Below are 16468 nucleotides of genomic sequence, written 5' to 3'. Positions count from 1 at the left end.
CCTTGTTGGGCTTCGCTCCGCTCAGCGCCAACCTACCTGTGAAGCCATCGACCACCCTCCGCGAAACCCTCAATCAGTTGGGCTGACACCATCCCTTCCGCCCGGCACTGTGCGCGCACCACAACAAGCGCCGGACACCGGCCGAAGGAGTATTCCATGCGCATTGGCCTGGTAGTGGACGCCAGCTGTGACCTGCCCCAGGACTTTCTCCTCAAGCACCGCATCCCGGTGCTGCCCATCCGCATCCGGCTCGGCGAGCAGTCACTGATCGACCGCCGGGTGCCGCAGGCCACCCAGGCTTTCTACAGCGAGCTGTTGCCCATGGTCGGGCCGGGGGACGGCAGCGAGCCGCTGCAGGTCGCGGAAATGCAGGAATGGTTTCTCGAGGAACTGGTGACCCGCTACGACCAGGTCATTTGCCTGACCATCTCCGCCCAGCGCAGCGCGATCTTCGAGCACGCTACCCAGGCCTCCTTCGACCTGCTCCAGCGTTACCGTGAGCGGCGTGCAGCGGCCGGGGTGGCTGGACATTTCGCCATGCGGGTGGTCGATGGGTGCAGCATCTTCGCCGGCAGCGCCGTGCTGGCCGCCGAGGCGGTGCGGCTGATCGGCGATGGCGCCCATCCCAATGCGGTGCGCACGCGGCTGGAGCAACTGGCCGGGCAGGTCCGCACCTTTCTCGTCGCCGACGACCTCGGCCACCTGCGCCGGCGCGGCTTCCAGAAAGGTGAGCGCGGTGGCCTGCTCGACCGCTTGCGCGGGGCCGCCCTGGGGCTGGGTTCGTTGCTCGACGTGAAGCCGGTGATCAGCGTGCAGCAGGGTGAGGACAAACCCGTTGCCCTGGCGCCCAGCTTCGACAAGGCGGCGGAGAAGCTGCTGGCCCACGCGCGGTTGCGGGTGCTGGCCGGCGAGTTGCTGGCGCCGCAGCTGTGCATCAGCTTCGCGGGAGAACTGTCCCTGGTGCGCGACCTGCCGGGTTTCGTCGAACTGAATGCGGCCTGCACGGAACGTGGCGTGACCCTGCAGCTGGCCATGCTCAGTCCTACCGGGGCTATCAACCTGGGCCGTGGCGCCCTCAGCCTGGCATTCGCCGCACCAACTGCCGCCTTCGCCTAGACGCGTGGCGGCAGGCCGCCACTGATGGGGTTTTCGAGCTCGGGACGGCGGGCATGCAGCAGATACTGCTCGAACTGCTGGACTATGGCCTCCCAGCCCTGGCGGCCGGCATGCATGCGCGCATTGAGGCGTACCCGGCGCAAGTTCTCCGGGTCCTCCAGCAGCCAGGCGGCAGCCTCGAGGAAGCTGGCCGGCTCGTCCGGCAGCGCCAGGGCGCCGTTGTGGCCATGGCGGATGTGCTGTGCTGCGGCGGCCTGGTCGAAGGCCACTACCGCCAGGCCCGCGGCCAGGGCTTCCAGCACCACGTTGCCGAAGGTTTCCGACAGGCTGGGGAAGAGAAAGAGGTCGCCCGACGCGTAATGCCGGGCCAGCTCCTCGCCTCGCTGCACGCCGCAGAAGAGAGCGTCCGGCAGCGCGCGCTGGAGCGAGGTGCGTTGCGGGCCGTCGCCCACTACCACCAGCTTCAGGCTCAGCTGTGGATAACGTCGCTGCAGGTGATGGAAGGTGTCGCCGAGCAGGCCGAGGTTCTTTTCCGCGGCCAGGCGGCCGACGTGAATCACCGCGATGTCCTGCTCGCCGAGGCCCCATTGTGAGCGCAACTCCGGGCAGCGGCGGGCGGGGTTGAAGAGCTGGCCGTCGACGCCCCGGGAGAGCAGCTGCAGGCGCTCGAAGCCGCGTCGGGTCAGGTCTTGCAGCTGGCTGACGCTGGGCACCAGAGTTAGCCGGGTGGCGTTGTGGAACCAGCGCAAGTAGTTGGTCAGCAGGCGCGTCAGCAGTCCCGCGCCGTAGTGCCCGGTGTATTGCTGGAAGTTGGTGTGGAAGCCGCTCACCACCGGAATCCCCAGGCGCCGCGCGGCGCGCAGGGCGGAGAAGCCCAGCGGGCCCTCGGTGGCGATATAGAGCACATCCGGTTTGCGCTGGCGCCAGCGACGCAGCAGCTTGTGCAGGCAGGACTGGCCCCATTGCAGGCCGGGATAGCCCGGCAGCGGCCAACCGCGGATCAGCAGCAGTTCATCGTCGCTCCTGCGGCCCTGGTCGCAGGACTGGCGCGGGCGCACCAGTTGCAGCCGGTGGCCGGCGGTGCGCAAGCCGTCGCAAAGGCGGCCAAGGGTATTGGCCACGCCGTTGACTTCGGGCAGGAAGGTTTCGCTGATCAGCGAGATGTACAGGGGCGCTATGGTCATGACGCCAGTGTCGACACGGGCCATGTAGCCCGTGTGACAGTGGAATGACGTCTGTGTGACCGGACTCCGGAGTGTGACTCAGGCCCTGGGGGCGAGTTGTCGGTCACCACCCTCGCGGACCCAGAACAGCGTCGCCCCGGCCACGGCGGCGGGCATCATCAGGACGTTGACGAAGGGAATCATCAACGCCAGGTAGGTGATGCCGCCGAAGCCCAGGCTCTGCCAGCGCTTCTCCCGCAGCCAGGCGAGCATCTCGTTCCAGCCCAGCTTGTGGTTGTCCGCCGGGTAGTCGATGTACTGCACCGCCATCATCCAGATGCCGAAAAGTATCCACAGGGGCGCGGCCACCAGGTTGACCACCGGGATGAAAGAGAGAATCAACAGGGCCCCGGCGCGCGGCAGGAAGTAGGCCAGCTTGCGCAGCTCGCGGCCCACCGTGCGCGGGATCATGGCCATCAGCTCGGCCCAGCTGAAGGCCGGGAAGTCGTCCTGGCCACGTACCACCACTTCCACCTTCTCGGCGAGGAAGCCGTTGAAGGGGGCGGCGATGATATTGGCCAGCATGGTGAAGCTGAAGAACACCAGTACCACAACCAGCAGCACGAACAGCGGCCAGAGGATGTACTCGAGGAAGCTCAGCCAGTCGGGGAGGCTGGGCATGAAGGCGTCGACCCAGCCGCTGAATTCCTGCACCGCGAAGCCGATCAGGGCGCCGAACAGCAGCAGGTTGACGGTCAGCGGCAGCAGGACGAACAGGCGCAGTCCGGGGCTCAGGACCAGTTTCAGTCCTTCGCCGAGGTATTGCGGTCCGGTAAGAGCGGGTGCAGGCATGAGTGGTCCCCCAGGGTTGCAAACGCGCCGACCTTAACGGCTTTGCCGGCGGAGTGGAAAGCCTGGAAACGGCTCGGAACAAATTTGGTGGGCGTTTTACCAATAGGTGTCGCCTATGGCCGGGATTGATAGCGGGTATTTCCGCTATCAAGGGCCCTCAGTTACCTTGCGCCCATTCCTGACCGCTCCGTAGCGGCCAGACCCTGTTCAACGGGGCCACTGCATCCAAAGCCTTCCCCAAGTGCAGCAGTGGCCCCTTTTTATGCCCCAAGGGGCGGGAGTCAGTCATGTCCGAAGCACGCCATTCGCGGGTCATCATCCTCGGTTCCGGCCCCGCGGGTTACTCCGCGGCCGTCTACGCCGCCCGCGCCAACCTCAAGCCGCTGCTGATCACCGGCATGCAGGCTGGCGGCCAGCTGACCACCACCACCGAAGTCGACAACTGGCCGGGCGATCCCCATGGCCTGACGGGGCCGGCCCTGATGCAACGCATGCAGGAGCATGCCGAGCGCTTCGAAACCGAAATCGTCTTCGACCACATCAATGCCGTCGACCTGGCCGGCAAGCCCTTCACCCTGGTGGGTGACAGTGGCACCTACACCTGCGACGCGCTGATCATCGCCACCGGCGCCAGCGCCCGCTACCTGGGGCTGCCATCCGAGCAGGCCTTCATGGGCAAGGGCGTCTCCGCCTGCGCCACCTGCGACGGTTTCTTCTACCGCAACCGCGAAGTGGCGGTGGTGGGTGGCGGCAACACGGCCGTGGAAGAGGCGCTCTACCTGGCCAATATCGCCAGCAAGGTCACTCTGGTGCATCGCCGTGAAACCTTCCGCGCCGAGAAGATCCTGCAGGACAAGCTGAAGGCGCGCGTCGCCGAAGGCAAGATCGAGCTCAAGCTGAACTTCGAGGTGGATGAGGTGCTGGGCGACGACATGGGCGTCACCGGCGTGCGACTGAAGCGCCAGGATGGCAGCAGCGACGAGCTGAAGGTGGACGGCCTGTTCGTCGCCATCGGCCACACGCCGAACACCTCGCTGTTCGAAGGCCAACTGGCCCTCAAGGACGGTTACCTGGTGGTCAGCGGCAGCCGTGATGGCAATGCCACCGCTACCAGCGTGCCGGGCGTGTTCGCCGCCGGCGACGTGGCCGACCATGTCTATCGCCAGGCCATTACCTCGGCCGGTGCCGGCTGCATGGCGGCCCTGGACGTCGAGCGTTACCTCGACGCGCAGTGAGCAGCGTCCTTTGAAAGAAAAGCCCCGCACTTGCGGGGCTTTTCCTTTGGGGGCGGATCGCGAATGAATTCGCTACGGGGATGGGGTTCTTCGTAGGAAACCGTGCCTACACCCAGGCATTGAGCGACAGGGTGCGGGCGCTCATGCGCTGGTACAGCCCGTGGGCTTCCAGCAACAGGGATTGGCGGTCCACGGTCAGCTCGATCGGCTTGCGACCTTCCGCCTCGCAGCGATAGAGGGTGTGCTGGCGGTGCTGGCGCAGGCACTGGTAGCGCAGCAGGCGGGCGTCGACCCGCAGGCTCGGCAGGTCGACGTAGGCGACCCGCAGCTGCTCGCTCTGGCCTATCTCCAGGGCACAGCGTTGCAGTGCCGGGGTATGGGTGAAGGGGGTGGCCGAGAGCATCACCAGCTGGCAGTCGTCCAGGTCACGGCGGTGTTGACCATCGAGGAACCAGCGCCCGCGGACGTCGCGGTCCAGGCGCAGGCTCCGCTGGCCGTGGTTCTCGACCTTCAGCCAGAGGTGGCGGAAGCGCCAGCGCGGATCGCTGTCCAGCACATAGGTGGCGGCGATGCTCTGGCCGTTGCGATTCTGGATCAGGTGGCTGCTGGCGTGAATGCCCTGTTCGTCCATGGAGAGCCGCAGGCTCTCGACTCCGGGCGTGGTCAGCGGTTTCCACACGAGGGTTTGCTGCATCCGTGCGCTCCGGGAGAGGGGCAGTGGCTGGGTGTAGCGCTCTTGTAGGGGTGAATTCATTCGCCAAGGGTCGCAACGCGGCCCCCACGGACTCTGCAGGGCAGGCCTTCGGCCTGCTTGGCGAATGAATTCGCCCGTACAGGCAATGGGCTGCTTCGTACCGCCTAAATAGCTGACAGTTGCGAAGAATACGTGTTTGCGTGGGAAAAGGCTGTCAGATATTGCTGACAGAAAACGGAAGCCAAAGCGCAAGGAAACCGCCCCGACGGGGCGGTGGGGCGGGGTCAGGCCTTGCGTTGCAGCGGCTGGTGCTCGAAGCGCACGCCGGCGAGGCCGGTGCTCATCAGGGCGCGAATATTGCCGTGGTCATTGCCGTCCGGGGTGGCCAGCACGGCACGGTAGTGCTCGCCGAAGGCCAGCAGGGTCTCCTCGAGGCTGAAGCCTTCCAGCAGTGCCAGGCCGAGGGTCTTGCAGGAGCCTTCGTTCTGCCCGGCGGCGTTCTCGACGTTGCCGTTGGTAAAGGCGCTCTGCTGGTAGTCGTAACCCCGAGCGATGAAATCGAGGGTTTCGGCAAAGACGTGCTGGTCGCTGTGCAGGCGGGCGCGGAAGTCGTTCAGGTCGCTCATTCTTTGTTCGCTTTGTTGAAGGCCGCTTGTTGGCTGGCGCTGGCTTCTTTCTGGTACTTGGCCTTCCAGTCGGCGTAGGGCATGCCGTAGATCTCTTCGCGTGCCTGGTCGGGGGTGACGTCCAGGCCGAGGTCGTCGGCGGCGGCCTTGTACCATTTGGACAGGCAGTTGCGGCAGAAGCCGGCAAGGTTCATCAGGTCGATGTTCTGCACATCGGGGCGGCTACGCAGGTGTTGCACCAGACTGCGGAAAGCGGCGGCTTCGAGTTCGAGGCGTTCTTGCTCGGTCATGGCAGGATTCTCCTGGGGCTTGCGGGAGGAAGTGGCCGGGATGATAAGAGCCCTTCTCGGCTCCGGCAAATGGCTCGCGATATCCTGTACAGGCTTTCAGCGATGGCTGGCGAGGGTGATGGACACCGACTCGGCGAAGCGCAGCGCGTGGGGTTTGTCCACTTCCACCTCGGCGTAGCGCACGCTGGGGTTGGCCATGACCAGGTCGAGGATTTCCTGGGTCAGGCGCTCCAACAGGGCGAAGCGGTTCTCTTCGACGTGCTGGATGATCGCCTTGGTGATGGTGCGGTAGTTCAGCGCCTGTTCGATGTCGTTGCCCTGCACCGCTTCCTCGGCCGGGTAGAGGATGGTGAGGTTGATCAGCACATCCTGCTTGTTGAGGATCTCCTCCTCCTTGATGCCGATGAAGGTGCGCAGGCGCAGGTCCTTGACGCGGATACGCGCCATTCCGGGTTCCAGTCGCGGCATTGTCTAATTGCTCCGCTTGATCAGTTTCAGGAATTCGTGGCGGGTGTTCTGGGATTCCCTGAAGGCCCCGAGCATCACCGAGGTGCTCATCACCGAGTTCTGCTTCTCCACGCCGCGCATCATCATGCACATGTGCTGGGCTTCGATCACCACCGCCACGCCGGCGGCGTCGGTCACCCGCTGCACCGCGTCGGCGATCTCGCGGGTGAGGTTCTCCTGGATCTGCAGCCGCCGCGCAAACATGTCGACGATGCGCGCGATCTTCGACAGCCCCAGCACCTTGCCGGTGGGAATGTACGCTACATGGGCCTTGCCGATGAAGGGCAACAGATGGTGTTCGCAGAGGGAATAGAGCTCGATGTCCTTGACCATCACCATTTCGTCGTTGTCCGAGTCGAACAGGGCGCCATTGACGATCTCCTCCAGGCTCTGCGCGTAGCCATGACAGAGGTAGCGCATGGCCTTGGCGGCGCGCTTGGGGGTCTCGCGCAGGCCCTCGCGGTCCGGATCCTCGCCCAGGCCCAGGAGAATCGCCCGATAATTCCGGCTCAGCTCGTCGTTCATGGTCGAAGTCCTTGCGATCGCTTCACTTGAGGTGGCGGCCGCCGTTCAGGATGAGCGTCGTTCCGGTGACGTAGGGGTTGTCCAGCAGGTAGCGCAGTCCCTGGTAGACCACCTGCGGGCCGGGCTCGATGCCCAGCGCTGACTTGGCCAGGGTCTTCTTGCGATAGGTCTCATCGTCGCCCTCGTTGAACATCACCAGCGCCGGGGCGATGCAGTTGACCTTGATGTGCGGGGCGAAGCGCGCAGCGAACGACAGGGTCAGGTTGTCCAGCCCGGCCTTGCTGGCGCAGTAGGCGATGCGCTTCTCGCTGCCCCTGCGCGCCACGTCGTCGCTGAGGTGGACGATATCCGCCGGGCTGCTGCGGCGCAGCAGGTCCTCGCAGTGCAGGTTGATCAGGTAGGGCGCCAGCATGTGCACGCTGAACATGCGCTTGAAGGTCTCGGCTTCGTGCCCAGGGGTTTCGGTCAGCCAGTCCGAGGCGTTGTGGACGATCGCCCGCAGGCTGTCGGTGCAGCCCTTGAGTTCATCGATGAAGGCGAGGATACCGGCTTCGCTCGAGAAGTCCGCCTGCAGCGCCAGGGCGCCTCGTTCGCGCAGGTGCTGCACGCTGTCGCGTTCGTTGCGGTAGCTGATGATCACCGGCTGGCCATCGTCCAGCAGGCGTTCGGCGCAGTGCAGGCCGACGCGTTGGCTGGCGCCGGTGATCAGGATGGGGGCGGCGGGTCGGCTCATGTACACCTCGAAGTCTGAGGAGTGGGGCCGGCGAAAAAGGTGGTGCAGGCCGAATCTGCACCACGTTATACCAGGGGTGGGACATGTACAAATCCGCGGGACGCGCCTCGAACAGGGTGCCCTCAGTGCGGTTGTGCCGCCGCTTCGCCGCGGTCGAGGGCAGGGCGGCCGCCTTGCAGCCAGGGAGCGAGCAGGCGAGTGGAGAGCGGGATGAACCAGTAGGTCATCAGCGGCGTCAGCGCCAGGGTGCTGAGGAAGATCCGCAGCGCGAGCGGCAGGTCGCCCAGCCAGCCACCGAACAGCAGGTTGAAGGCCAGCGACACCGGGAAGAAGGCCAGCCAGATGGCCACGCTCTGCTTCCAGCGCGGCGGCCGCGATTCCGCCTTGCCGAACCAGGCGTCCAGCCCCAGGGCGCGATGCTCGTGGGGCTGCTCGAACAGCCCGCGGCCACGGTCGAGCCAGGCACGACGCGAGGCGGAGTGCTCCCAGGCGGCCATGGTCGGCTCGTCGGCGAAGCGGAAGATCATCTGGAATTCGTCGTCATCCGGCGGTGGCGCCAGCACGCCGGAGCCGAGATAGCCGGGGAAGTCGGCGGCCAGTTGCTCGCCTTCACGCAGCCAGGCCATGAAGTCGTGGTAGCGCTCGCGCGCCACGCGGCGGGCCACCATCAGGGTGACGGGATCGGCAGACATCGTGTATCTCCTCGCAACCGGGCGACCACCCGGGTAGGGCGGTGCGCATCACGCAGCGCCGGGGTGATGGGCTGCGGTGAAAAAAGAGGCAAGGATTATTCCGTTTTTTCCGCAAAGCGCCAGCGGTAAGGATGACCGCCGGGTCGCGCCGCGCCTGCCGGCCAATTGGATTCCCCGGAACTAGGTTTAAACTGCGTGAATATTTCCCCTGACGATTTCCCACCATGACCGAACCCGGTGCATCCCCCGCTTCCGGCGCCCTGAAAAGGGAAGAGCTCTTCCCCATCCGCGAAGTCTCGCGCCTGACCGGCGTCAATCCGGTCACCCTGCGGGCCTGGGAGCGGCGTTACGGTCTGATCCAGCCTACCCGCACCGACAGCGGCCACCGGCTCTATTCCCTCGCCGATGTCGAGTCGGTGCGCAGCATCCTGGCCTGGATCGAGCGCGGTGTATCGGTGAGCAAGGTGGGCAAGCTCCTGGCACGCAGCAATGCGGCCAAGACGCCGTTGACGCCGGTCTACCAGGAGGTGGTGGCCGGGGAATGGAGCGAGTGGCGCACCCAGGTGCGCAACGCCGTGAGCGCCCTGGACGAATCCGGGCTGGAGCGGGTCTACGGCCAGGTGTTCTCCAGTTACCCCGTGCATGTGGTGTTCGCCGATGTGCTGATGCCGGTGTGGCAGGAGCTGCTGCTGCGCCAGGACGAATTCGGTCGCGGCAGCGAATGGGTATTCTTCGACAGCTTCCTCCGCGCCCGCGTCCTGCAGCGCCTGCAACTGGCTCGTTGCGGCCAGCAGGAACGGGTGATCCTGGCGCCCTTGCCCGGCCAGGGCCGTGAACTCGAGTTGCTGGTGGCCGGCCTGTTGCTGGGCAGCAGTGAAGTGGCGGTCAGCGTGCTTGGCCTCGGCCAGCCCCTGGAAGAACTGACGCTGGTCTGCGGCAAGCTGCAGCCCCAGGCGCTGGTGCTCTTCTCCAATCACCCGCCGGCTGACGACCTCGGCCGCCAGCTCAGCCGCCTGGCCCTGGGCCTGGATTGCCCCCTGGCCCTGGCCGGAGAAACGGCCGACCTCATGGGCGAGGACCTCGACGGTACCCCGGTGGCCTGCCTGGGCAGCGAAGGGCGGTTGATGCAGCGGCGCCTGCGGCAGTTCCTCGCCGGTCACCTGGATACCTGAGCCATCGCAGGGCGGTGCATCTTGTAGGCCAGGTCCCTCAGCTCTTGAGTTCGGCCAGCTCGGCCTTGAGGCTGGCCAGTTCAGCCTCCAGTTCGCGCACCCGCTGGCGGGCCTCCACCTGTTCGGTCACGTCCTTCTGAATGCCGATGAAGTAGGTGAGCTGGTCGGACTCGTTGAACGCCGGGGTAATCGACAGCTCGTTCCAGAAGGCGCTGCCGTCCTTGCGGTAGTTGCGCAGGATCTGCCGACACGGCTGGCGATTGCGGAGCGCCTGGCGGATCGCGGCGAGGCCCAGCTGGTTGCGGTCCTCGCCCTGGAGGAAGCGGCAATCCTGGTAGAGGATCTCGTCGCGGGGATAACCGGTGAGGCGTTCGAAGGCGGCATTGGCATAGATGAGGATATTGTCCTCGCCCTCCTGTTCGGCGACCACGATGCCGTCGTTGGAGGCGTCTATCACCAGTTGCAGCAGCTTGGCATTGATCATGGCGGGGGCTCTTGCGGTCCGACCGTTGCAGTCTAAGGCATCATGCCGGCCTTGCCAGTTGCGGCATAATGCGCGGCATTTCGTTCCAGAATCGGAGTCACCATGAAAGTCGCCATCCTGTCCGGCTCGGTCTACGGCACCGCCGAAGAAGTCGCCCGTCACGCGGAAAAGCTGCTCAAGGCCGCCGGCCTGGACGCCCATTACCTGCAACGGGTGAGCCTGGATGAGCTCATCGCCTTCGACCCCGAAGCGCTGCTGACCGTCACCGCTACCACCGGCATGGGCGAATTGCCCGACAACCTGCTGCCGCTCTATTCCGAGCTGCGCGACCGCCTGCCCGATTGGCGCGGCCGCCCTGGCGCCGTGCTGGCCCTGGGGGATTCCAGCTATGACGTGTACTGCGGCGGCGGCGAGCTGATTCGCGAACTCTATGCCGAACTCGGCCTGCGCGAGGTAGTGGAGATGCTGCGCCTGGACGCCAGCGAAACCGTCACCCCGGAACTCGATGCCGAGCCCTGGCTGGCCAGCTTCATCGCGGCGCTGAAAGCCTGATGCACCCTCGCGCCGAGTACCTGATCCGCGAACTGCAACTGGCGCCGCATCCGGAGGGTGGCTTCTACCGCCGGGTGTTCGAGTCGAGCATGGCTCTGCCGGGTGGCCGTGCGGCGTCCTCGGCCATCCTCTTCCTGTTGCCGGGAGGTGGGCTAAGCCGTTGGCACCGGGTGGATGCCGACGAGCTCTGGCACTTCTATGAGGGCGACCCGCTGGAACTGCTGATCGCCGAATCCCCCCGCGAGGTTCGCCGCGAAGTCCTGGGCCCGGTGGCCGAGGGCAGCCTGCCCCTGCGCGCTGTGCCCGCCCACGCCTGGCAGGCCGCCCGTGCCCTGGGCGCCTACAGCCTGGTGGGCTGCAGCGTGGCGCCCGGCTTCGAGTTCGCCGGCTTCCGCCTGCTGGCCGACGACCCGCAGGCGCAGAAGGACTGGCCGTTGCTGGATCCCGTGCTGCTCTGATCTTTTCGCGTAGGATTCTTTCTTGTGGGAGCGAATTCATTCGCTCAGAGGGGGCATGTCTTCAGCGGTGAACACTTGCGCAGTCTGTAGGTTGGGCTGAGTTCCGCGAAGCCCAACATTTCGTGCGCCCATCGTTGGGCTTCGCTGCGCTCAGCGCCAACCTACCTCAGGAGTTCTTGCCCTGGTTCAACGGCGAATACTCCCGCAACAACTCCAGCCAGGCCTGGGCCGCTCGCGACAGATAGGCGCCGCGGCGCCAGACGAAAGCGATGTCCCAGCGCAGGTCCGGTTCACGCAGGGGCACCAGGCGAAGGCCCGGGCGTTGCAGCGGGCGGGCGACTATCCGGGGCAGCAGCGCCACACCCTGGCCGGCGGCCACCAGGGCGGCGAGGAAGTCCGCCTGGCCGCTGCGGCCCACCTCGCGCGGGGTGAAGCCGGCCTGGCGGCAGGCCAGCAGCAAGCGGTCGTTGAGGGTGAAACTCTGCTGGTAGAGCAGGAAAGGCGAGTCGGCCAGTTGCGCCAGGGCCAGGCTGGGCTCGGCGGCAAGGGGATGGTCCTCGGGCACCAGGATATCCAGCGGCTCGTTGCAGAAGGGCTGGTAGTCCAGCGACGGGGCGTTTGGGGTCAGGCTGCCACCGAGTTCCAGCTCGCCCTGTAGCAGCGCTTCCTCCATCAGCTTGCTGCCGCCTTCGAACAGCCGCACCACGATGTTCGGGTAGCGCCGCCGGTATTCGGCGAAGAGCTCGGCGAACAGCACCTCGCCGCCCAGCAGCGGCAACCCCAGTCGCAGCTCGCCACGGCGCAAGTGGCTGAGGTCGTCCAGTTCGCTGTGCAGGTCCTGGCGCTGGCGCAGCATGTCTTCGGCATGGCGCAGCACTACGGCGCCGGCGTCGGTCAGGCGCAGGTGTGGGCCGCTGCGCTCCAGCAACTGCACGCCGAGGCGCTGCTCCAGCTGGGCCACCTGCTTGCTGACGGTGGACTGGGTGGCGTGCAGGGTCTTGCCGGCCTGTGTGAAGCCGCCCTGGCGGACCACTTCGACGAAGCTGCGTAGCTGGCGAAATTCCATGGGTATTCCAATCTCGAATGGCTGCAAGTCGAACAATTCGCTTTTGGGATGATAGGCGCGGACCTAAGCTGGCCACCAGTACCGAGGGTCACCGCCATGAACCGTTCCCGCCTGCTCCACCTCAGCCGTCTTGCCGCCGAACTCGCCGTCCTGCTGGGCCTCTACGCCCTCGGCTGCAAGCTGGCGGTGCTGCTCGGCTGGCCGATTCCCGGCGGCGTGATCGGTCTCGGCCTGTTGCTGGCCGCTTTCGCCAGCGGCTGGGTGAAACCGGCAGCGCTGCAGCTGGGCGCCGGCCTGCTGATGGCCGAGATGCTGCTGTTCTTCATCCCCGCCCTGATGAGCCTGCTGGACTATGGCGCGCTGCTGCGCCAGGACGGCTGGCGCATCCTGCTGGTGATCGGCGCCAGCACCCTGCTGGTGATGCTCGCCACGGCCCTGACCGTGGAGTGGGTGTGCCGCTGGAGCATGCGCCATGAACATTGAACCCATGTCCTGGTTCTGGCTGGCGCTGACCCTGGCCGGCTACCTGGCCAGCCGCTGGATGTACCGGCGCAGCGGGCGCTACTTGCTGTCGCCGCTGATCTTCGTCCCTGCGCTGCTGCTCGCCGTGGCCGTGCCCTTGCACACCGCTTATGCCGAGTACGCCGGCGCCACCCATTGGCTGATGCTGCTGCTCGGCCCGGCCACCGTGGCCTTCGCCGTGCCCATCTGGCAGCAGCGCGCGTTGCTCGTCAGGCACTGGCCTGCGCTGCTGCTGGGCATGCTGGCCGGAAGCGGAGTGGCCATCGCCAGCTCCTGGGGCCTGGCCAATGCCCTGGCGCTGGAGTCCCAGGTGAGCCTGTCGCTGGTGCCGCGCTCCATCACCACCCCCTTCGCCATGCCGGTGGCCCAGGACCTGGGTGGCGTGCCCGAGCTGGCGGCGGTATTCGTCATGCTCACCGGGGTGTTCGGCGCCCTGGCCGGCAGCCTGCTGATCCGTTGGCTGCCCCTGCGCAGTGCCCTGGCCCGTGGCGCGCTGTTCGGCGTCGGCGCCCATGGTGCGGGCGTCAGCCGCGCCCAGGAGGTGGGTCGCGAGGAAGGCACGGTGGCCGGCCTGGTCATGGTGCTGATGGGCCTGCTCAACCTCTTCGCCGCGCCGCTGGTGGCCGCGCTGATCTGACCCGCAAAGCCATCAAGCTGGCTGCCAAGGCGACTATCGCCGAGGCGGCCCCTGGCTAGACTCCTCGCACCGACAACAAGAACGAGGATTCGCCATGACCGCCGCTCACGCCCTCCCATCGCTCGACCTCAAGGACAAGGTCTCCGCCGCCGAATGGCAGACCCGTGTCGACCTCGCCGCCTGCTACCGGCTGATCGCCCTGCACGGCTGGGACGACCTGATCTTCACCCACATCTCCGCCAAGGTCCCCGGCACCGAGGACTTCCTGATCAACCCCTTCGGCCTGATGTTCCACGAGATCACCGCCTCCAGCCTGGTGAAGATCGACCTGGCCGGCAACAAGCTGATGGACAGCCCCTACGACATCAACCCGGCCGGCTACACCATCCACAGCGCCGTGCACGAGGTGCGTCCGGACGTCGGCTGCGTGCTGCATATCCACACCGCCGCCGGGGTGGCGGTCTCCGCTCAGAAGCAGGGCTTGCTGCCGATCTCCCAGCAATCGCTGTTCGTCCTCTCCAGCCTCGCCTATCACAGCTACGAAGGCGTGGCGCTGAACCACGAGGAGAAGGGCCGTTTGCAGGCCGACCTCGGCCAGGCGAATTTCATGATCCTGCCCAACCATGGCCTGCTCACCGCCTTTGGCAGCGTCGCCGATGCCTTCCTCGGCATGTTCACTTTGCAGCGCGCCTGCGAAATCCAGGTGATGGCTCAGGCCGGCGGCGGCGAACTGATCCAGATCCCGCAGCAGATCCTCGACGGCGCCAAGGCGATGATCGCCGGTGTGATGAAGAGCTCCCAGGGCATGGGCGGCGCTCTGCCTTGGCCGGCCCTGCTGCGCAAGCTCGACCAGCAGAACCCCGGGTACGCCCAGTGAAGGCCCTGGCCGGCATTCCCCTGGGCGATTGGCGCGCCCAGGGCCGGGACATGCTGTTTCGCGGCCAGCGCATCCGTTACTGGGCGGCAGGGGAGGGCGAGCCGTTGCTGCTGATCCACGGCTTTCCGACCGCCTCCTGGGACTGGCACTACCTCTGGGAGCCCCTGGCCCGGCGCTTCCGCGTCATTGCCTGCGACCTGCTCGGCTTCGGCTACTCCGACAAGCCACGGGGCCATGACTACCGGCTGCTGGAACAGGCGGACCTGAAACAGGCCCTGCTCGCCCACCTGGGCATCGAAGGGCCGGTGCACGTGCTGGCCCACGATTACGGCGACAGCGTCGCCCAGGAACTGCTGGCGCGACACCACGAAGGCCGCATCCAACTGGCCAGCTGCGTCTTCCTCAATGGCGGCCTGTTCCCGGAAACCCATCGGCCGGTGCTGGTGCAGAAGCTGCTGCTCAGCCCCATCGGCGGCCTGGTGGGGCGGCTGTTCTCGCGGCGCAAGCTGGCGACCAGTTTCGCCCAGGTCTTTGGCCCGCACACCCAGCCCAGTGAAATGGAGCTGGACGACTTCTGGCGCCTGATCGCCGAGCAGAACGGCCCTGCCGTGATGCACCGTCTGATCCACTACATGCCCGAGCGCCGTCAGCAGCGCGACCGTTGGGTGGCAGCCATGCAGCGCGGTGGCGTGCCGCTGCGGGTGATCGACGGCGCGGTGGACCCCATCTCCGGTGCGCATATGGTGGCGCGCTACCGCGAGCTGATCCCGGACGCGGACTGCGTGCTGCTCGAGGGGATCGGCCACTACCCGCAGACCGAAGCCCCGGAACAGGTGTTGGCGCACTACCTGGCCTTTCGTGACCGGCACGGATAGCTGAAATTTCGACAGGCGAATCGGACCTCTGCGCCTCCTGCAACGGGAGGTGCGGCACTAGCATCTCCGGCCTGATCCATTGGCCGGGCGATGTCAGCCCGGCGACTCCGAGGCCTGACCATGCTGTTCCGCATCCTGGTGTTTCTCTACCCCGTCATCCGCACCTTGGGCCCATCTGTGGCCGCCCTGCTGCTTATCATCGGCCTCAGCCTCGCGGGCTACGCCTGGGTCCGCGAGCCGGGCGCATGGAGCTGGCTGGCCGCCGTCGGCTGCCTGCTGGCCGCGGCGTTGCTCGCCCTGCTCTGTCACAGCTATCACTGGTGGCTGTTCAAACTGCGCCCGCGCGGCTGTCTGTTCCTTCCCTTGAAGTAGCGTCGGCGTTATCGGGCACCATTCATGGCGGCTCGCATTCTTGTGGGACGGGGGTGGGCTGCCGGAGACTCGGCGAATACCCAGGCCTGCCAAGGAGCCCAGCCATGAGCGATGCAATCCGCTTCGAAGACAAAGTCGTGATAGTCACGGGCGCCGGTGGCGGCCTTGGCCGCGCCCACGCCCTGCTGTTCGCCCGCCATGGCGCCAATGTGGTGGTCAACGATCTCGGCGGCAGCACCCATGGCGAAGGTGCCAACGCCTCGGCGGCCGACCGGGTGGTGGCGGAAATCCGCGAAGCCGGCGGCACGGCAGTCGCCAGCCACGACTCGGTGACCGATGGCGAGAAGATCGTCCAGGCCGCGCTCGACAGCTTCGGCCGCGTCGACGTGGTGGTGAACAACGCCGGCATCCTGCGCGACAAGACCTTCCACAAGATGGAAGACGCCGACTGGGACCTGGTCTACAAGGTCCACGTCGAAGGTGCCTACAAGGTCACTCGCGCCGCCTGGCCGCACCTGCGCGAGCAGAACTACGGCCGCGTCATCTTCACCTCGTCCACCTCGGGCATCTACGGTAACTTCGGCCAGTCCAACTACGGCATGGCCAAGCTCGGCCTCTACGGCCTGACCCGCAACCTGGCCATCGAAGGCCGCAAGAACAACATCCTGGTCAATGCCATCGCCCCCACCGGCGGCACCCGCATGACCGAAGGCCTGATCCCGCCCCAGGTGTTCGAACAGCTCAAGCCTGAACTGGTCAGCCCGCTGGTGGTGTTCCTCGGCAGCGAACAGTGCCAGGACACCTCCGGCCTCTTCGAAGTGGGCGGCGGCTGGATCGGCAAGGTGCGCTGGGAGCGCAGCCTGGGCGCCGGTTTCGACCCCAAGGCCGGCTTCGATGCCGAAGACGTGGCCGCTCAGTGGCAGCGCGTCTGTGATTTCGAGAATGCCGCCCATCCGGCGGACAACGTCGAGGCACTCAAGGAAATGATGGCCAACCTGCAGAAGTACGCCCTCTGATCGC

Annotated in this window: 22 protein-coding genes; 11 read left to right on the top strand and 11 right to left on the bottom strand. The window is 66.3% G+C overall.

Annotated features, from left to right (window positions below; translation table 11 throughout):
* Window positions 1-156 precede the first annotated feature (156 nt).
* Window positions 157-1116, top strand: coding sequence for a DegV family protein (locus tag E8F12_RS13870; protein WP_280325830.1), 960 nt, complete (start codon window positions 157-159; stop codon window positions 1114-1116).
* On the opposite strand, the gene E8F12_RS13865 is transcribed toward E8F12_RS13870, so the two are convergent.
* Window positions 1113-2300: a glycosyltransferase family 1 protein gene (locus E8F12_RS13865; RefSeq protein ID WP_280325829.1), complete on the bottom strand. Its 1188-nt coding sequence runs from the start codon at window positions 2298-2300 to the stop codon at window positions 1113-1115. The two genes, E8F12_RS13870 and E8F12_RS13865, sit on opposite strands and share 4 nt — an antisense overlap.
* A 78-nt stretch (window positions 2301-2378) precedes the next feature.
* Window positions 2379-3131, bottom strand: coding sequence for a sulfate transporter CysZ (cysZ, locus tag E8F12_RS13860; RefSeq protein ID WP_280290305.1), 753 nt, complete (start codon window positions 3129-3131; stop codon window positions 2379-2381).
* 287 nt (window positions 3132-3418) lie between these two features.
* Here cysZ and trxB point away from each other — a divergent pair, with 287 nt between their 5' ends.
* Entirely contained in the window at window positions 3419-4366 is a 948-nt protein-coding gene (gene trxB / locus E8F12_RS13855) for a thioredoxin-disulfide reductase (protein ID WP_280325828.1), read from the top strand.
* 106 nt (window positions 4367-4472) lie between these two features.
* On the opposite strand, the gene E8F12_RS13850 is transcribed toward trxB, so the two are convergent.
* From E8F12_RS13850 to E8F12_RS13820, 7 genes are all read right to left on the bottom strand, one after another.
* Window positions 4473-5060 carry a putative glycolipid-binding domain-containing protein gene (locus E8F12_RS13850; RefSeq protein ID WP_280325827.1) on the bottom strand — a complete coding sequence of 196 codons (588 nt, stop codon included), beginning with the start codon at window positions 5058-5060 and terminating at the stop codon, window positions 4473-4475.
* Window positions 5061-5344: 284 nt separating this feature from the next.
* Window positions 5345-5686 (bottom strand): HopJ type III effector protein, encoded by a 342-nt coding sequence (locus E8F12_RS13845; RefSeq protein ID WP_280325826.1) that lies wholly within the window; start codon window positions 5684-5686, stop codon window positions 5345-5347.
* Window positions 5683-5976 (bottom strand): DUF1244 domain-containing protein, encoded by a 294-nt coding sequence (locus tag E8F12_RS13840; protein WP_280290309.1) that lies wholly within the window; start codon window positions 5974-5976, stop codon window positions 5683-5685. The genes E8F12_RS13845 and E8F12_RS13840 overlap by 4 nt, the downstream gene beginning before the upstream one ends.
* A gap of 96 nt (window positions 5977-6072) precedes the next feature.
* A complete protein-coding gene (gene folX / locus E8F12_RS13835) occupies window positions 6073-6444 on the bottom strand; it encodes a dihydroneopterin triphosphate 2'-epimerase (protein ID WP_280325825.1) in 372 nt (123 codons plus the stop codon).
* A gap of 3 nt (window positions 6445-6447) precedes the next feature.
* The gene (gene folE / locus E8F12_RS13830; protein WP_280325824.1) at window positions 6448-7008 is read right to left on the bottom strand and encodes a GTP cyclohydrolase I FolE; all 561 of its coding nucleotides are present in this window, start codon (window positions 7006-7008) and stop codon (window positions 6448-6450) included.
* Window positions 7009-7030: 22 nt separating this feature from the next.
* Window positions 7031-7741, bottom strand: coding sequence for a dihydromonapterin reductase (gene folM / locus E8F12_RS13825; protein WP_280325823.1), 711 nt, complete (start codon window positions 7739-7741; stop codon window positions 7031-7033).
* A gap of 122 nt (window positions 7742-7863) precedes the next feature.
* Window positions 7864-8433, bottom strand: coding sequence for an antibiotic biosynthesis monooxygenase (locus E8F12_RS13820; protein ID WP_280325822.1), 570 nt, complete (start codon window positions 8431-8433; stop codon window positions 7864-7866).
* Window positions 8434-8657: 224 nt separating this feature from the next.
* Between E8F12_RS13820 and E8F12_RS13815 the strand changes: the two genes are divergently transcribed.
* Entirely contained in the window at window positions 8658-9605 is a 948-nt protein-coding gene (locus E8F12_RS13815; protein WP_280325821.1) for a MerR family transcriptional regulator, read from the top strand.
* Between the two features lie 37 nt (window positions 9606-9642).
* Here E8F12_RS13815 and E8F12_RS13810 read toward each other — a convergent pair whose 3' ends face one another.
* Window positions 9643-10089 carry a PAS domain-containing protein gene (locus E8F12_RS13810; RefSeq protein ID WP_280325820.1) on the bottom strand — a complete coding sequence of 149 codons (447 nt, stop codon included), beginning with the start codon at window positions 10087-10089 and terminating at the stop codon, window positions 9643-9645.
* Window positions 10090-10191: 102 nt separating this feature from the next.
* Here E8F12_RS13810 and E8F12_RS13805 point away from each other — a divergent pair, with 102 nt between their 5' ends.
* Together E8F12_RS13805 and E8F12_RS13800 are read left to right on the top strand one after the other, a co-directional pair.
* Window positions 10192-10641 carry a flavodoxin gene (locus E8F12_RS13805; protein WP_280325819.1) on the top strand — a complete coding sequence of 150 codons (450 nt, stop codon included), beginning with the start codon at window positions 10192-10194 and terminating at the stop codon, window positions 10639-10641.
* Complete coding sequence (locus E8F12_RS13800) at window positions 10641-11099, top strand: cupin domain-containing protein (RefSeq protein WP_280325818.1); 459 nt, start codon at window positions 10641-10643, stop codon at window positions 11097-11099. The genes E8F12_RS13805 and E8F12_RS13800 overlap by 1 nt, the downstream gene beginning before the upstream one ends.
* 166 nt (window positions 11100-11265) lie before the next feature.
* On the opposite strand, the gene E8F12_RS13795 is transcribed toward E8F12_RS13800, so the two are convergent.
* Complete coding sequence (locus E8F12_RS13795; protein WP_280325817.1) at window positions 11266-12165, bottom strand: LysR family transcriptional regulator; 900 nt, start codon at window positions 12163-12165, stop codon at window positions 11266-11268.
* Window positions 12166-12261: 96 nt separating this feature from the next.
* On the opposite strand from E8F12_RS13795, the gene E8F12_RS13790 reads away from it, so the two are divergent.
* The 6 genes from E8F12_RS13790 to E8F12_RS13765 all read left to right on the top strand — a co-directional run bounded on the left by E8F12_RS13790 (window position 12262) and on the right by E8F12_RS13765 (window position 16464).
* On the top strand, window positions 12262-12648 hold the full coding sequence (locus E8F12_RS13790; protein WP_280325816.1) for a CidA/LrgA family protein: 387 nt from the start codon (window positions 12262-12264) through the stop codon (window positions 12646-12648).
* The gene (locus tag E8F12_RS13785) at window positions 12638-13324 is read left to right on the top strand and encodes an LrgB family protein (RefSeq protein ID WP_280325815.1); all 687 of its coding nucleotides are present in this window, start codon (window positions 12638-12640) and stop codon (window positions 13322-13324) included. The genes E8F12_RS13790 and E8F12_RS13785 overlap by 11 nt, the downstream gene beginning before the upstream one ends.
* 94 nt (window positions 13325-13418) lie before the next feature.
* A complete protein-coding gene (locus E8F12_RS13780; RefSeq protein WP_280325814.1) occupies window positions 13419-14201 on the top strand; it encodes a class II aldolase/adducin family protein in 783 nt (260 codons plus the stop codon).
* A 50-nt stretch (window positions 14202-14251) separates the two neighbouring features.
* A complete protein-coding gene (locus E8F12_RS13775) occupies window positions 14252-15076 on the top strand; it encodes an alpha/beta hydrolase (RefSeq protein ID WP_280325923.1) in 825 nt (274 codons plus the stop codon).
* Between the two features lie 120 nt (window positions 15077-15196).
* Window positions 15197-15448: a hypothetical protein gene (locus tag E8F12_RS13770; protein WP_280325813.1), complete on the top strand. Its 252-nt coding sequence runs from the start codon at window positions 15197-15199 to the stop codon at window positions 15446-15448.
* Window positions 15449-15552: 104 nt separating this feature from the next.
* Window positions 15553-16464, top strand: a complete 912-nt coding sequence (locus E8F12_RS13765; RefSeq protein ID WP_280325811.1) for an SDR family oxidoreductase — start codon at window positions 15553-15555, stop codon at window positions 16462-16464.
* The last annotated feature ends 4 nt before the right edge of the window (window positions 16465-16468 follow it).

This window comes from Pseudomonas sp. BN102, assembly GCF_029871245.1.
In the GTDB taxonomy this organism is placed as follows: domain Bacteria; phylum Pseudomonadota; class Gammaproteobacteria; order Pseudomonadales; family Pseudomonadaceae; genus Metapseudomonas.
The sequence above is the reverse complement of the archived record's forward strand: the minus strand, read 5'-3'. Positions and strand labels throughout refer to the sequence as shown.

Excerpts from the sequence above, each read along its gene's own strand:
- E8F12_RS13870 (WP_280325830.1), top strand. The coding sequence starts at position 157 with ATGCGCATTGGCCTGGTAGTGGACGCCAGCTGTGACCTGCCCCAGGAC.
- E8F12_RS13865 (WP_280325829.1), bottom strand. The coding sequence starts at position 2,300 with ATGACCATAGCGCCCCTGTACATCTCGCTGATCAGCGAAACCTTCCTG.
- cysZ (WP_280290305.1), bottom strand. The coding sequence starts at position 3,131 with ATGCCTGCACCCGCTCTTACCGGACCGCAATACCTCGGCGAAGGACTG.
- trxB (WP_280325828.1), top strand. The coding sequence starts at position 3,419 with ATGTCCGAAGCACGCCATTCGCGGGTCATCATCCTCGGTTCCGGCCCC.
- E8F12_RS13850 (WP_280325827.1), bottom strand. The coding sequence starts at position 5,060 with ATGCAGCAAACCCTCGTGTGGAAACCGCTGACCACGCCCGGAGTCGAG.
- E8F12_RS13845 (WP_280325826.1), bottom strand. The coding sequence starts at position 5,686 with ATGAGCGACCTGAACGACTTCCGCGCCCGCCTGCACAGCGACCAGCAC.
- E8F12_RS13840 (WP_280290309.1), bottom strand. The coding sequence starts at position 5,976 with ATGACCGAGCAAGAACGCCTCGAACTCGAAGCCGCCGCTTTCCGCAGT.
- folX (WP_280325825.1), bottom strand. The coding sequence starts at position 6,444 with ATGCCGCGACTGGAACCCGGAATGGCGCGTATCCGCGTCAAGGACCTG.
- folE (WP_280325824.1), bottom strand. The coding sequence starts at position 7,008 with ATGAACGACGAGCTGAGCCGGAATTATCGGGCGATTCTCCTGGGCCTG.
- folM (WP_280325823.1), bottom strand. The coding sequence starts at position 7,741 with ATGAGCCGACCCGCCGCCCCCATCCTGATCACCGGCGCCAGCCAACGC.
- E8F12_RS13820 (WP_280325822.1), bottom strand. The coding sequence starts at position 8,433 with ATGTCTGCCGATCCCGTCACCCTGATGGTGGCCCGCCGCGTGGCGCGC.
- E8F12_RS13815 (WP_280325821.1), top strand. The coding sequence starts at position 8,658 with ATGACCGAACCCGGTGCATCCCCCGCTTCCGGCGCCCTGAAAAGGGAA.
- E8F12_RS13810 (WP_280325820.1), bottom strand. The coding sequence starts at position 10,089 with ATGATCAATGCCAAGCTGCTGCAACTGGTGATAGACGCCTCCAACGAC.
- E8F12_RS13805 (WP_280325819.1), top strand. The coding sequence starts at position 10,192 with ATGAAAGTCGCCATCCTGTCCGGCTCGGTCTACGGCACCGCCGAAGAA.
- E8F12_RS13800 (WP_280325818.1), top strand. The coding sequence starts at position 10,641 with ATGCACCCTCGCGCCGAGTACCTGATCCGCGAACTGCAACTGGCGCCG.
- E8F12_RS13795 (WP_280325817.1), bottom strand. The coding sequence starts at position 12,165 with ATGGAATTTCGCCAGCTACGCAGCTTCGTCGAAGTGGTCCGCCAGGGC.
- E8F12_RS13790 (WP_280325816.1), top strand. The coding sequence starts at position 12,262 with ATGAACCGTTCCCGCCTGCTCCACCTCAGCCGTCTTGCCGCCGAACTC.
- E8F12_RS13785 (WP_280325815.1), top strand. The coding sequence starts at position 12,638 with ATGAACATTGAACCCATGTCCTGGTTCTGGCTGGCGCTGACCCTGGCC.
- E8F12_RS13780 (WP_280325814.1), top strand. The coding sequence starts at position 13,419 with ATGACCGCCGCTCACGCCCTCCCATCGCTCGACCTCAAGGACAAGGTC.
- E8F12_RS13775 (WP_280325923.1), top strand. The coding sequence starts at position 14,252 with ATGCTGTTTCGCGGCCAGCGCATCCGTTACTGGGCGGCAGGGGAGGGC.
- E8F12_RS13770 (WP_280325813.1), top strand. The coding sequence starts at position 15,197 with ATGCTGTTCCGCATCCTGGTGTTTCTCTACCCCGTCATCCGCACCTTG.
- E8F12_RS13765 (WP_280325811.1), top strand. The coding sequence starts at position 15,553 with ATGAGCGATGCAATCCGCTTCGAAGACAAAGTCGTGATAGTCACGGGC.